This window comes from Pseudomonas sp. OST1909 (assembly GCF_015277575.1).
In the GTDB taxonomy this organism is placed as follows: Bacteria; Pseudomonadota; Gammaproteobacteria; order Pseudomonadales; family Pseudomonadaceae; genus Aquipseudomonas; species Aquipseudomonas synxantha_A.
Genome location: NZ_CP063780.1, coordinates 5,473,422 through 5,488,285 on the forward strand (window position 1 = coordinate 5,473,422; position 14,864 = coordinate 5,488,285).

Annotated in this window: 3 protein-coding genes, 2 tRNA genes and 3 rRNA genes; all 8 read right to left on the minus strand. The window is 57.8% G+C overall.

All coding sequences use genetic code 11. The annotated features are described in order from the left end of the window. Positions 1-9: 9 nt before the first annotated feature. The 8 genes from recD to IH404_RS23890 all read right to left on the minus strand — a co-directional run bounded on the left by recD (position 10) and on the right by IH404_RS23890 (position 14,579). Positions 10-2,088, minus strand: a complete 2,079-nt coding sequence (gene recD, locus IH404_RS23855; protein WP_194439199.1) for an exodeoxyribonuclease V subunit alpha — start codon at positions 2,086-2,088, stop codon at positions 10-12. Then, positions 2,085-5,756: an exodeoxyribonuclease V subunit beta gene (gene recB, locus IH404_RS23860; protein WP_194439201.1), complete on the minus strand. Its 3,672-nt coding sequence runs from the start codon at positions 5,754-5,756 to the stop codon at positions 2,085-2,087. Before recB ends, recD begins: the two co-directional genes overlap by 4 nt. Beyond that, positions 5,753-9,205: an exodeoxyribonuclease V subunit gamma gene (gene recC / locus IH404_RS23865; RefSeq protein ID WP_194439204.1), complete on the minus strand. Its 3,453-nt coding sequence runs from the start codon at positions 9,203-9,205 to the stop codon at positions 5,753-5,755. The genes recB and recC overlap by 4 nt, the downstream gene beginning before the upstream one ends. Positions 9,206-9,366: 161 nt before the next feature. Continuing rightward, positions 9,367-9,482, minus strand: a 5S ribosomal RNA gene (gene rrf, locus IH404_RS23870). Positions 9,483-9,639: 157 nt separating this feature from the next. Next, positions 9,640-12,531: ribosomal RNA gene (locus IH404_RS23875) — 23S ribosomal RNA — on the minus strand. A 247-nt stretch (positions 12,532-12,778) separates the two neighbouring features. Further along, a tRNA-Ala gene (locus IH404_RS23880) sits at positions 12,779-12,854 on the minus strand. Between the two features lie 30 nt (positions 12,855-12,884). Further along, positions 12,885-12,961 (minus strand) — tRNA-Ile (locus IH404_RS23885). An 81-nt stretch (positions 12,962-13,042) separates the two neighbouring features. Beyond that, a 16S ribosomal RNA gene (locus IH404_RS23890) occupies positions 13,043-14,579 on the minus strand. Together the 16S, 23S and 5S rRNA genes with 2 tRNA genes alongside form the textbook arrangement of a ribosomal RNA operon. Positions 14,580-14,864 lie beyond the last annotated feature (285 nt).

Genomic DNA, 14,864 nt, shown 5'->3' on the forward strand with positions numbered 1-14,864 from the left:
AGAAATATTTCATGACCTATCAGTCAGTTTTTCAGGCATGGCGTCCAACTCCAGCATCAGCCCGCTCAAACGCTTGACCTTGCGCCGTACCGCCTCCTCAAACACCCCACCGCGTGGCTCGATCAAGCTGAACCAGCGCTTGGCGCGGGTAATACCGGTATAGATCAACTCTTTGGTCAGCACCGGGTTCAAAGCGTCCGGAAGGATCAGCGCCGTATGGGTGAACTCCGAGCCCTGGGATTTGTGCACGGTCATCGCATACACGGTTTCAACATCATTCAAGCGGCTGGGCAGCACAAAACGTACGCCGCCTTGGCCATCGTTACGTGGGAAGGCCACCCGCAGCACGTGGGGGCCGCCCTCGCTTTCGGGCAATTTCAGCGCGATGCCAATGTCGCCGTTCATCAGGCCCAGGCCGTAATCGTTGCGGGTCATCAGCACCGGTCGACCTTCGTACCACTGCTCGTCACCTTCGATCAGACGTACTTTACGCAACGCCGCAGTGATGCGCAGGTTGAGCCCTTCGACCCCCCAAGGGCCTTTTCGCACGGCGCACAACAGCTGAAACGCGTCGAAGGCGTGCAGCAATTGTTGCGCCCAATCGGTCCAGGCTGGATCGTCACGCGGGGTGTCGGCAGCGGGGCGTGCCGATTGCAGCAGGTTCAGGTAGTAGCGGTAACCCTGAGCGCCATCGCCCTGCCCGTCCAGGACCAAGCGCTCAAGGGCATGGTCATGCTCGCCCTTGAGGCTGACGCAGAACAGGTCTTCGTGACGGCCTGCGGCTAACAGCTGGCGGGCCTCTTCGGCGTTTTGCTGGTTGACCCAACGCGCCAGTTGGCCAATGCCGCTGCCCTCACCGAAGCGGCGCGAATAGCGCAGCATCACCACTTGCTGGGCCAGCGGATGGCTGCCATTGAGGTCTGCTTGCAGGCCACTGGTGCTGAGGTCTTCACCGCTGACGGCTTGCAGCCAGTGGCGGGTCTGCGGGCTGTACCAGCCGGCTTCGGCATCACGGCACAAATCGCCGAGAACGGCCCCCGCTTCTACCGAGGCCAGTTGGTCCTTGTCGCCCAGCAATACCAGGCGTGCGTGGGGCGGCAGGGCGTCGAGCAGGTTGGCCATCATTTCCAGGTCGATCATCGAGGCTTCGTCCACCACCAGCACATCCAAAGGCAGCAGGTTACCCAGGTGATGACGGAAGTGCCGGGTGCCCGGACGGCTGCCCAACAAACGGTGGACCGTGGTGACCTGGGTCGGGATTTTTTCCCGCACGTTGTCGGGCACTGTCAGCGACAGCACTTGCTGGCTGATGGATTCGGTCAGGCGCGCAGCGGCTTTACCGGTGGGCGCAGCCAGGCGAATGCGCAACGGGCTGCCGGATTCCACGGCGGGCGCCTGCAACAGCGCGAGCAGGCGTACCACGGTGGTGGTCTTGCCGGTACCGGGGCCGCCGGTGACGATGCTGAAGGCGCCGCGGGTCGCCAGGGCGCAGGCGAGCTTTTGCCAGTCAATCACCCCATCGGGCGCCGGTTGGTCGAACAGGCGATTGAGACGTCGCGGCAGATCGGCGGCGGCCTCTTCCACGTTGGCAAGGCGCAGGCGCAGGGCGTGGTCGATGCGCCGCTCGTAAGTCCAATAACGGCGCAGGTACAGACGCTTGCCGGACAACACCAACGGGCGGCTGCGGGCCTCCTCGCTGCCATCGACGGCCAGCGCGACCAACGGGCTTGAAGCCAGGGCATGGCACCAATGCGCGCCATCCAGGCCGTGCAGCAACTGCGAGGGTAGCAGCATGGCGCCGGTGTGCAGGTCGCCTTCGGGCGGCAATGACAGGGCGAAATCAGGCGCCTTGAGGGTTTCGAACACATCCAGGCAGACGTGGCCATGGCCCAGTTGATGGCTGGTCAAGGCCGCCGCCAGCAGCACCAGGGGATCGGCCTTTGGGTCCAGCTCGTACAGGAAGCCGACGAAGGCTTTGTCCAAGGCCCTCAGCCAACCCCGCTCGACCCAACGCGCAAGCAACTGCAGCAGGTCGGCGGCACGATCGAGGGGCAAAAGCGCCTCCAGCGGTAACGGCGACAGGCTCATAAGAGCACTCCTTGTTCCCAGGCGGGCTCAACCTTGGGTGGGATGGGCTTGCCCTGGAACAACAGGTCCAGGCTTTCGATCAACTCACGGGGCGGGCGGGTGAAATACGCGCCCTGGCTCACTGACTGGCTACCGCGCAGGAACAGGTACAGGGCACCGCCGACGTGCTGGTCATAATCGTAATGCGGCAGGCGCGCCTTGAGTTGGCGGTGCAGGGCCAGCAGGTAAAGTACGTATTGCAGGTCGTACCGATGCTCGAGGATCGAGTGTTCCATGGCGTCCTGGGTGTAGGCCGAGTCGTCAGGGCCGAGCCAATTGGATTTGTAGTCCGCCACGTAGTAACGACCATCGTGCTCGAACGTCAGGTCGATAAAGCCTTTGAACATGCCGTTGAGCAACACCGGTTCGGCGGCCACACGGGACACGCCGCCATGGGTGTGCTGGCACACCAGTTTGTCGAGGGCGAGTACGTCGACGGTGTGACTGGCAAACCAGAATTCCATCTCGATCTGGTACTGCTGCAGGCCGCTGAGGGTGAAGCGGTCGTTGTACAGGGGCAGTGGCGTTTGCAGCAGATGCTCCAGCCAGCCGCTGAGGGTGACGATCCAGCCTTCCCAGTTGCGGCGGTTACAGCGTGCGCCCACAGCTTTTTCGATGGCCTCGGGGGCCACGTTGAAACCTTCTTCACCGGCCCACTCCAACAAGCCGTGAAGGAAGGTGCCTGGGTTAGGGCCGCGTGGGAAACGGTGAATATCCCCGCCGGAGGCGACCGTTTCCCGAGGGGCATCGGGGTCGAGGCGTTCGTCATCGAACAGCTTCTGGGCCTGTGGGCTTTCGGGGGCTTCGAGGTTGGCGGCGCTCATGCTGTCGCCAATGCGCAAGGCGCTGTAGGAGGCAATCCACCAGTTTTCCGCGGCCTTGCGTGCAGGCAGCAATGGCGCGAGCAGGGCCGCTTGATTACGCGGCGGGTGGAAAAGGACGTCTTGGGCGTCCGGCACAAGGTCATAACGGATTGCCGCACAGTCTTGCTGCAAATCCAGCAACCAGCGCGCCAGAGCCGCTGATTCGCCCAACGACGCGCCGGCACCGAGCAAATAGCCCAATGCAGACAGGTGCAAGACCGAGCCGCTGTTATTGCCGCGCTTGAGGTCGGCAATACCCAACCAGCACGCGTGTTTGGCGCGGGTCAAGGCCACGTAGAACAAACGCAGGTCTTCGGCCAGGCGCTCGTCATCGGCTAGGGCGATCAGCTCGGCCGTTGGCCGCAGGCTCACCTGGGACTTGCCGTGTTCATCGTGGTAATGCAGCGGCAAGCGACTGCCATCCACCGGTTTGGCCGAGCAGATGAAGGGCAAGAACACCAGGTCGTATTCCAGGCCCTTGGATTTGTGGATGGTCACCACCTTGACCAGTTGCTCATCGCTTTCCAGACGCAGGATCTGTTCTTCACCGGCCTGGCCCGACAGTGCCAGGTGTTCGGCCAGGTGGCGGATCAACGCCTGTTCACCATCGAGTTCCGACGCGGCTTGTTGCAGCAACTCACTGAGGTGCAACAGGTTGGTCAGCACGCGCTCGCCATCACTGCGGGCGATAAGGGTTTGCGGCAGCTTGAAGTCGTGGAGCAGGCGACGCAGCATCGGCAGCACGCCTTGGGTGCGCCAGATTGCGCGGTAGCCACGGAACTGCATCACGCGTGATTCCCACGCCAATTCGTCCTGGTTCAGACGCTCCAGCTCCGCCAGGGACAGGTTCAAGGTGACGCAGGCCAGGGCGGCGCGCAGCGGGCGCTCGACATCCGGCTCGGCGCAGGCCTTGAGCCAGGCCAGCAGGTCGTGAGCTTCCTGGGCGGCGAAAACCGAGTCCTTATCCGACAGGTACACACTGCGCACGCCACGGCTGGCCAACTCAGCGCGCACGGCCTGGGCTTCCTTGCCGTCACGTACGAGGATGGCGATGTCTGACGGCAATACGCCCTTGAGACTGCCCTCTTTTACAAAACCTGCTGTGCCTTGCTGCCCACCATTGAGCAACGCGACGATCTGTGTGGCGCAGGCCGCAGCCAAGTGCTGACGGTAAACCGCGGTGGAAATCGGCTGGTCGGTAGGCAGGTGCCACAGGTTCATGGCCGGCAACGGTTGGCCGTCAACCTGCAGGTGCTCGCTGCGGCCCTGGGACAGCACCGGGTGAAACGGCACCGGGTTCTCGCCGTTCGGCTCGCGGAACAGGAACGCACCACGGCCGGTTTCCGCACGCTGGAACACGTGGTTTACCGCTTCGACCATCGCATGGCTGGAGCGGAAGTTGGTGCCCAGGGTGTGATGGCGGCCGGTGGTGGACTGCCGGGCGCGCAGGTAGGTGTAGATGTCGGCACCGCGAAAGGCGTAGATCGCCTGCTTCGGGTCGCCGATCAAGAACAGGCCACTGTCCAGGTGGTTTTCGTCGATGCGGTAGATGCTGTCGAAGATGCTGTATTGCACCGGGTCGGTGTCTTGAAATTCATCAATCAGTGCCACCGGGAATTGCTCACGGATCACACTGGCCAGGCGCTCGCCACCGTCTGCCTGAAGGGCCGCGTTGAGGCGGATCAGCATGTCGTCGAAGCCCATTTCAGCGCGGCGACGCTTCTCTTCTTCGAAGCGTTTACCCACCCAGCCGGCAGCATGTTGCAATACCGCTGCGTCTGGCGTTGGCAAGGCGTCAAGGCTGGCTTTGAGGCCGGCCATCGCCTCGATCCCCGGGTGCTGCGGCGGTTCGCCCTTCCAGGCTTCGGCCATGCCCTCGGGCGTCAGGCGCGTGAAGCCGGTACCGATGTCCAATTGCTCCAGGGTTTCATCGGCGGCCCAGGCGCTGATCTTTTCGAACCAGGGTTCGAAGTAGCGCGCTTGCATCTTGCGCCCATCGACCGTTTTGGCGGCGACGGCTTGCAGGCAGATATCGCGCAGCTCGGCGGCCCATTGTTGCCAGGGTGCCTTGAGGGTCGTCAGCGCGGCGCGACGCTCTTGCAAACAAGCGTTGATCAGTTCGGCCGGCTCGCGACTTTCGTCGGTGGGCCGCTCGCTGCCGAACAGCGCACGCACCCTTGGCATCAGCGCCGCGGGGCCGCCCCAATTGTTGCGCACCCAGTTGAGCGCATCGTCGTGCATCGGGTAGCAGAACAATCGCCAGTAATCGCGCAGCACTTCGCCCAGCAGGTCGCTATGGTCAGTTTCCAGGGTCTGGGTGAACAGGCTGCCACTGTCGAACGCATGTTCACGCAACATACGCTGGCACCAGCTGTGGATAGTCGAGACCGCCGCTTCATCCATCCATTGCGCGGCGATGTCCAGGCGGTTGGCGCAGGCCGGCCATTGCTGCGGGGCGTATTGCTCGCGCAGGTCGGCGATCAACGCATCGGGCTGTTCGATTTCGTCGCGAAAGAAGCGCGCAGCTTCGGCCAGGCGGATGCGGATGCGTTCACGCAGCTCCTTGGTGGCCGCATCGGTGAACGTGACGACGAGAATTTGCGGCGGCAGCAGTTCGCGGCCGAAGCCGGACTCATCACCACCATGGCCGAGCACCAGGCGCAGGTATAACGCAGAGATGGTGAAGGTCTTGCCAGTGCCGGCACTGGCTTCAATCAACTGGCTGCCTTTAAGCGGGAATGCCAGGGCCAAGGGTTTGCCGATCATGCGCTGGCCTCCGCGCTGGAAAGCGATCGCCATGGTGCGTTGATGAGCGGACGATACAGGGTTTCGCACCAGCCTTCGAATTCCTCACTGGCGACCAACGCCGCGTAGTCGGGAAATTGCCGCGTGAGAGCAGGCGTTTCGCGGCGTTCGCCGTCAGTGGTGATGCCATCGCCTTCGTAAGCTTTGCTGGCCGCGGCTTGGGCCTTGGCGGGGTCAGTTTGGCCGAGCCAGGCGAAAGCGGTTTTTACTGCAACGGGCAGCGGTGTGCTCATACCGGTGTGCCAAGCCAGCAGCAGGTTGCCGAGGATTTCCTGGGCAGTAGGTTTATCCAACGGCTCGAGCAGCAAGGTGTCGTCACTTGCTACCAGGCCGGTACTCAATGGCAGGCCACAGGCGCAGGCCACCACATGGTTGACCCAAGGGCGGATCAAGCGATGCCACTTGCGTGTCTTGATCGAGCCAATGCTGTTGGGGATGGTGGTAACGCTTAACAGGCCGCCATCGCTGCGGCGATGCAAGCCGCTGATCCAGCCTTCCAACTGAATGCCTCGATACTCAAAACTGATAGGTTCAGCGCCGGTATGTGGGGTCGGCCACAGCGCCAGGAGCTGTTGATAGCGCTGCACCAGGTCAGGCAACGGCTCGATCAACTCCTTACGCAGGCACTCACCGAAACCGACCATCGGCAACAGGCCACTGCCTTGCAAACGCAGGGCTTGGGCGTGGAGGGCCTGGTCAAGGTGTTCGGGGTGGGTCAGTGCAGCATTTAGCAGGCTGTCGCTGAGGCTATAGCGTTGAAGCGCGTCGAGGACGAAGGGTTCTTCGTCAGCCAGAGGCACTTCTGCGGCCTCGAAGAATACTTTCAGACGCTGGCTGAAGAAATGTTTGACCGGGTTGCGCAAGAAGTCCTGCAACTGGCCGAGACTGAGGGGTTCTTCCTGTTGATGCTGCACCAGTACATTCGTTGGGGGCATGACATCCCGCGCTTCATGCAGTAATTGCCATTCGCGGGCGTAGCTGAACAGTGGATCGCCCTCATGGAAGTAGCGGGCGCTGAAGGGTTGGAGCGGGTGTTCCTGGGTCATTGCGTCGATCAGCGGCTTATCGCTGCCGGCGTGCTGCCAGCCGCTGGCGAGGTGGTCGCGCAACTGGCCGATCAATACCGAGGCAGGGCGATCGCTGTTATCGCGGATGCTGCGGCCTACCCAGCTGATATACAACTGGTCGCGGGCCGAGAGCAGCGCTTCGAGTAATAGGTAGCGGTCGTCTTCGCGGCGCGAACGGTCACCGGGACGGTAGTCGCTGCCCATCAGGTCGAAGTCCAGCGGCGGTTGTGCTCGTGGATAGTCGCCGTCGTTCATGCCGAGCAGGCAGACCAGTCTGAACGGGATCGCACGCATGGGCATCAGAGTACAAAAATTGACAGCTCCGGCGAGAAAGCGCTGGGACAGGCGGCCCTGATCCAATCCGGCCAGCCAAGCCTCACGGACGACCGTAAGCGGTAACTCGTCCTGCAAGCCAACGGATTCGCAGGTTTCCAGCCAGGTCTCTCTCAGTTGCTCAAGCTGGCCCAAGAGGTAGTCATCGTGTTCGCTGCTGGGCAGGAAGAACAGCTGCATCAAGCGTTGCAATCGCTCGCCCCACACCAGGGGAGCAGCCGGTTGTGATAACGCCTGATGGGCATCATTCAAGGCATCGAGCAGGGCGACCAGCGGGCCGATCAATGCCGCATCGAGGCCGCCGATTTCGTCGTAGGGCTCAATGCCTTCACAGGCCATGCCAGTGCCGACTGCATAGCCCAGCAACATACGGCGCAGGCCGAATCGCCAGCTGTTTTGTTCCAGATCTGTGGGTAGACCCAAACCGACACGTTGTTCGGCGTTCAGCCCCCAGCGGATACCGGCGCCTTCGATCCAACGATGCAGGGTAGGCAGGTCGCGCTCTTTGATAGCAAAACGCTCACGCAGGGCGGGAACGTCGAGCAGGTCGAGGATTTCACTGACGGGGAAACGACTGTCGGGAAGCTTGAGCAGATGTTCGACGGCGATCAGTAGAGGATCGCGGCCGCGTTGGCCTTGGTCTGTCAGGGTATAGGGGATGAAGCGTGGGTCATTTCGCTCAAGCTGGCCGAAGACCGCGCGGATGTGCGGCGCGTAGCTGTCGACGTCGGGAACCATGACGATGATGTCCCGAGGGCGCAACGTTGGATCGGCGCTGAAGCGTTGGAGCAATTGGTCGTGGAGGATTTCCACTTCGCGCTGGGCGCTGTGGGCGATGTGGAACCGGATGGACGTATCATGCTCCAGATCAACAGCGGGCCACAGTTTGCGGGTTTCATTCAGCGGGCGCAGTTCGAGGATATCGTCCTGGAGCTGGTTGAGCAGCGTGTTGGGTTCGCTGTCGCTGAACAGATCGATGCGCCCATCGCGAAATGCGGCGCGGTAGCTGTTGGGGTCATCGTAGCTGTCCAACAAACTGATGTAATCACGGCCCTGCTTGCCCCAGGCTGCCAGTAGCGGATGGGCGTGCTGGTGCAGGGTTTGGGGATCGATAGTGACCGGCATACCGGCTTTGCGCGCCTGGCGCTTGTATTCGTTACGCAGTAAATCCTTGTCGGCGACGATGTCGGACCAATGATGGCGGCAAGGGTTATGCACACAGAGCAGGACCTGGCTGAAACGGGCCAGACCAGCGAGGGCTTCAAGTGCTTGAGCCGGCAGTGATGAAATGCCGAACACAATCACCCGGGAAGGCAAGCCGGGCGGCGCTTGCTCAAGGCTGTTGATGCGCTCGATGAAGCGCTGGTGAACGCCGGCTCGGCTTTCAGCCATGCCCTCCTCTCCTACATCCAGCAGCAGCGCACGCCATAACTCGGCTTGCCAGCAGTTGGCAGGGTTGAGGGGCTTGGATTCGCCTCGACCATTGCGCAGTTGGTGCCGACCTGCGGCCCAGTCTTCCAGCCAATCAGCGCGGTAGACCTGGTATTGGTCGAACAAATCGGCCAAGCGCTCGGCAAGTTGGTAGCGTTTGCGCAGGTCGGTGTCTTGAGTCAGGAAGCGCTGTAGGGGCTCAAAATGCGGCTGGCCAATCAGTTCGGGTAACAGGCGCATAAGACGCCAGGTCAGCGGGGCTTTATCGAGCAGGGACTTGGGTGGAATTTCATCACGGCCCAGGACCATGCGGTAGAGCTGCCACATAAAGCTGCCAGGCAGTTGCACGTCGATTGCTGCGGCAATGCCGCAGCCGCCCATATCATCTTCTTGCGGATCTTCAGCCAAGGCCAGCTTGAGCCATTGGGCGATGCCGTTGCTTTGTACCAACGCGATTTCGTTTTCCAAAGGTGCCAGTGGATAACGGCGCATCCAGCTGACCACCAGGCTGCGCAGTTCGTCCAGGCGGTTACCGTGAACCACCATGAATCCAGGGCTGAGGGACGTTGCGTCCGGCATAACGGCTTCCTTGGGAAAAGCAAAATCGAGGGGTGGACTTTAGCACTGTGGTGCATGGGGCGGACACAGCCTGACAGGCGTGCGCGGATAGAGTGGACACTTTTCGACCGCCCAAAACAAAACCCCTGTTTGCGTTAGCAAACAGGGGTTCTGGAATTTAATCTTGACGATGACCTACTCTCACATGGGGAAACCCCACACTACCATCGGCGATGCATCGTTTCACTGCTGAGTTCGGGATGGGATCAGGTGGTTCCAATGCTCTATGGTCGTCAAGAAATTCGGGTACTGAGTCGCGACCAGTTGGTCTCGCTTCAGCAAATTGGGTATGTGACAACTTTCGGTGTTTTGTGAGCGTCGAACTTTCGGTTCATCTTCGTCTTCACACACCGCAATCTGATGCTCTTTCGAGAAACAAATTGCTTGGGTGTTATATGGTCAAGCCTCACGGGCAATTAGTATTGGTTAGCTCAACGCCTCACAGCGCTTACACACCCAACCTATCAACGTCGTAGTCTTCGACGGCCCTTCAGGGAACTCAAGGTTCCAGTGAGATCTCATCTTGAGGCTAGTTTCCCGCTTAGATGCTTTCAGCGGTTATCTATTCCGAACATAGCTACCCGGCAATGCCACTGGCGTGACAACCGGAACACCAGAGGTTCGTCCACTCCGGTCCTCTCGTACTAGGAGCAGCCCCTCTCAAATCTCAAACGTCCACGGCAGATAGGGACCGAACTGTCTCACGACGTTCTAAACCCAGCTCGCGTACCACTTTAAATGGCGAACAGCCATACCCTTGGGACCGGCTTCAGCCCCAGGATGTGATGAGCCGACATCGAGGTGCCAAACACCGCCGTCGATATGAACTCTTGGGCGGTATCAGCCTGTTATCCCCGGAGTACCTTTTATCCGTTGAGCGATGGCCCTTCCATACAGAACCACCGGATCACTAAGACCTACTTTCGTACCTGCTCGACGTGTCTGTCTCGCAGTCAAGCGCGCTTTTGCCTTTATACTCTACGACCGATTTCCGACCGGTCTGAGCGCACCTTCGTACTCCTCCGTTACTCTTTAGGAGGAGACCGCCCCAGTCAAACTACCCACCATACACTGTCCTCGATCCGGATAACGGACCTGAGTTAGAACCTCAAAGTTGCCAGGGTGGTATTTCAAGGTTGGCTCCACGCAGACTGGCGTCCACGCTTCAAAGCCTCCCACCTATCCTACACAAGCAAATTCAAAGTCCAGTGCAAAGCTATAGTAAAGGTTCACGGGGTCTTTCCGTCTAGCCGCGGATACACTGCATCTTCACAGCGATTTCAATTTCACTGAGTCTCGGGTGGAGACAGCGCCGCCATCGTTACGCCATTCGTGCAGGTCGGAACTTACCCGACAAGGAATTTCGCTACCTTAGGACCGTTATAGTTACGGCCGCCGTTTACCGGGGCTTCGATCAAGAGCTTCGCGTTAGCTAACCCCATCAATTAACCTTCCGGCACCGGGCAGGCGTCACACCCTATACGTCCACTTTCGTGTTTGCAGAGTGCTGTGTTTTTAATAAACAGTCGCAGCGGCCTGGTATCTTCGACCGGCATGAGCTTACGGAGCAAGTCCTTCACCCTCACCGGCGCACCTTCTCCCGAAGTTACGGTGCCATTTTGCCTAGTTCCTTCACCCGAGTTCTCTCAAGCGCCTTGGTATTCTCTACCCAACCACCTGTGTCGGTTTGGGGTACGGTTCCTGGTTACCTGAAGCTTAGAAGCTTTTCTTGGAAGCATGGCATCAACCACTTCGTTAACTAAAAGTTAACTCGTCATCAGCTCTCGGCCTTAGAATCCCGGATTTACCTAAGATTCCAGCCTACCACCTTAAACTTGGACAACCAACGCCAAGCTGGCCTAGCCTTCTCCGTCCCTCCATCGCAATAACCAGAAGTACAGGAATATTAACCTGTTTTCCATCGACTACGCTTTTCAGCCTCGCCTTAGGGACCGACTAACCCTGCGTCGATTAACGTTGCGCAGGAAACCTTGGTCTTTCGGCGTGGGTGTTTTTCACACCCATTGTCGTTACTCATGTCAGCATTCGCACTTCTGATACCTCCAGCAAGCTTCTCAACTCACCTTCACAGGCTTACAGAACGCTCCTCTACCGCATCACTTACGTGATACCCGTAGCTTCGGTGTATGGTTTGAGCCCCGTTACATCTTCCGCGCAGGCCGACTCGACTAGTGAGCTATTACGCTTTCTTTAAAGGGTGGCTGCTTCTAAGCCAACCTCCTAGCTGTCTAAGCCTTCCCACATCGTTTCCCACTTAACCATAACTTTGGGACCTTAGCTGACGGTCTGGGTTGTTTCCCTTTTCACGACGGACGTTAGCACCCGCCGTGTGTCTCCCATGCTCGGCACTTGTAGGTATTCGGAGTTTGCATCGGTTTGGTAAGTCGGGATGACCCCCTAGCCGAAACAGTGCTCTACCCCCTACAGTGATACATGAGGCGCTACCTAAATAGCTTTCGAGGAGAACCAGCTATCTCCGAGCTTGATTAGCCTTTCACTCCGATCCACAGGTCATCCGCTAACTTTTCAACGGTAGTCGGTTCGGTCCTCCAGTTAGTGTTACCCAACCTTCAACCTGCCCATGGATAGATCGCCCGGTTTCGGGTCTATTCCCAGCGACTAGACGCCCTATTAAGACTCGCTTTCGCTACGCCTCCCCTATTCGGTTAAGCTCGCCACTGAAAATAAGTCGCTGACCCATTATACAAAAGGTACGCAGTCACCCAACAAAGTGGGCTCCCACTGCTTGTACGCATACGGTTTCAGGATCTATTTCACTCCCCTCTCCGGGGTTCTTTTCGCCTTTCCCTCACGGTACTAGTTCACTATCGGTCAGTCAGTAGTATTTAGCCTTGGAGGATGGTCCCCCCATATTCAGACAAAGTTTCTCGTGCTCCGTCCTACTCGATTTCATGACTAAGAGATTTTCGCGTACAGGGCTATCACCCACTATGGCCGCACTTTCCAGAGCGTTCCGCTAATCTCAAAGCCACTTAAGGGCTAGTCCCCGTTCGCTCGCCACTACTAAGGGAATCTCGGTTGATTTCTTTTCCTCAGGGTACTTAGATGTTTCAGTTCCCCTGGTTCGCCTCTTGCACCTATGTATTCAGTACAAGATAACCATCTTATGATGGCTGGGTTCCCCCATTCAGACATCTCCGGATCAAAGTCTGTTTGCCGACTCCCCGAAGCTTTTCGCAGGCTACCACGTCTTTCATCGCCTCTGACTGCCAAGGCATCCACCGTATGCGCTTCTTCACTTGACCATATAACCCCAAGCAATCTGGTTATACTGTGAAGACAACATTCGCCGAAAATTCGAATTTCTCGATTAAGAGAACTCACAAATTTTACCTTAGCCTGATCCGTTACCAGTGAAAGTAACGTTCAGTCTATCTTTCTATCACATACCCAAATTTTTAAAGAACGAACTAGTCAAAGACTAGAAATCAACATTCACCATCACAACGATGGAATGCTCATTTCTAAGCTTTATACAAACAGAAGCAGTAGTGGTGGAGCCAAACGGGATCGAACCGTTGACCTCCTGCGTGCAAGGCAGGCGCTCTCCCAGCTGAGCTATGGCCCCGTATTTCTACAGGCGTTTCCCACACAAAATTGGTGGGTCTGGGCAGATTCGAACTGCCGACCTCACCCTTATCAGGGGTGCGCTCTAACCAACTGAGCTACAGACCCAATTTCGGGCTGCTTCTTTCGTCTTCTTCAATGAATCAAGCAATTCGTGTGGGAACTTATGGAGCAGCTGATGTCGTCGATTAAGGAGGTGATCCAGCCGCAGGTTCCCCTACGGCTACCTTGTTACGACTTCACCCCAGTCATGAATCACACCGTGGTAACCGTCCTCCCGAAGGTTAGACTAGCTACTTCTGGTGCAACCCACTCCCATGGTGTGACGGGCGGTGTGTACAAGGCCCGGGAACGTATTCACCGCGACATTCTGATTCGCGATTACTAGCGATTCCGACTTCACGCAGTCGAGTTGCAGACTGCGATCCGGACTACGATCGGTTTTGTGGGATTAGCTCCACCTCGCGGCTTGGCAACCCTCTGTACCGACCATTGTAGCACGTGTGTAGCCCAGGCCGTAAGGGCCATGATGACTTGACGTCATCCCCACCTTCCTCCGGTTTGTCACCGGCAGTCTCCTTAGAGTGCCCACCATGACGTGCTGGTAACTAAGGACAAGGGTTGCGCTCGTTACGGGACTTAACCCAACATCTCACGACACGAGCTGACGACAGCCATGCAGCACCTGTCTCAATGTTCCCGAAGGCACCAATCTATCTCTAGAAAGTTCATTGGATGTCAAGGCCTGGTAAGGTTCTTCGCGTTGCTTCGAATTAAACCACATGCTCCACCGCTTGTGCGGGCCCCCGTCAATTCATTTGAGTTTTAACCTTGCGGCCGTACTCCCCAGGCGGTCAACTTAATGCGTTAGCTGCGCCACTAAAAGCTCAAGGCTTCCAACGGCTAGTTGACATCGTTTACGGCGTGGACTACCAGGGTATCTAATCCTGTTTGCTCCCCACGCTTTCGCACCTCAGTGTCAGTATTAGTCCAGGTGGTCGCCTTCGCCACTGGTGTTCCTTCCTATATCTACGCATTTCACCGCTACACAGGAAATTCCACCACCCTCTACCATACTCTAGTCAGTCAGTTTTGAATGCAGTTCCCAGGTTGAGCCCGGGGATTTCACATCCAACTTAACAAACCACCTACGCGCGCTTTACGCCCAGTAATTCCGATTAACGCTTGCACCCTCTGTATTACCGCGGCTGCTGGCACAGAGTTAGCCGGTGCTTATTCTGTCGGTAACGTCAAAATTGCAGAGTATTAATCTACAACCCTTCCTCCCAACTTAAAGTGCTTTACAATCCGAAGACCTTCTTCACACACGCGGCATGGCTGGATCAGGCTTTCGCCCATTGTCCAATATTCCCCACTGCTGCCTCCCGTAGGAGTCTGGACCGTGTCTCAGTTCCAGTGTGACTGATCATCCTCTCAGACCAGTTACGGATCGTCGCCTTGGTGAGCCATTACCCCACCAACTAGCTAATCCGACCTAGGCTCATCTGATAGCGCAAGGCCCGAAGGTCCCCTGCTTTCTCCCGTAGGACGTATGCGGTATTAGCGTCCGTTTCCGAACGTTATCCCCCACTACCAGGCAGATTCCTAGGCATTACTCACCCGTCCGCCGCTCTCAAGAGAAGCAAGCTTCTCTCTACCGCTCGACTTGCATGTGTTAGGCCTGCCGCCAGCGTTCAATCTGAGCCATGATCAAACTCTTCAGTTCAAACATCTTTGGGTTTTTAAGAAACCCTAAACTTGGCTCAGCAATCGTTGGTTACATCTTTGATTTCTCGCGGAGTAACTTGTGATGCTGATAATCTTGTTGACTATCAGTCTGACTCCACAAGCACCCACACGAATTGCTTGATTCAGTTGTTAAAGAGCGGTTGGTTAAGATCTTTCGTCTCAACCGAGGCGCGCATTCTACAGCAGCCTCATTTGCTGTCAAGTGATTATTTTCAGAAGCTTTCGAAGATTTCTTCAACAACTTCAACCACTTGCGCTTAAG

What these genes read in the sequence shown, in the direction of transcription:
- recC (WP_194439204.1), bottom strand. Translation starts at nt 9,205, where the DNA reads ATGCCGGACGCAACGTCCCTCAGCCCTGGATTCATGGTGGTTCACGGT.
- recD (WP_194439199.1), bottom strand. Translation starts at nt 2,088, where the DNA reads ATGAGCCTGTCGCCGTTACCGCTGGAGGCGCTTTTGCCCCTCGATCGT.
- recB (WP_194439201.1), bottom strand. Translation starts at nt 5,756, where the DNA reads ATGATCGGCAAACCCTTGGCCCTGGCATTCCCGCTTAAAGGCAGCCAG.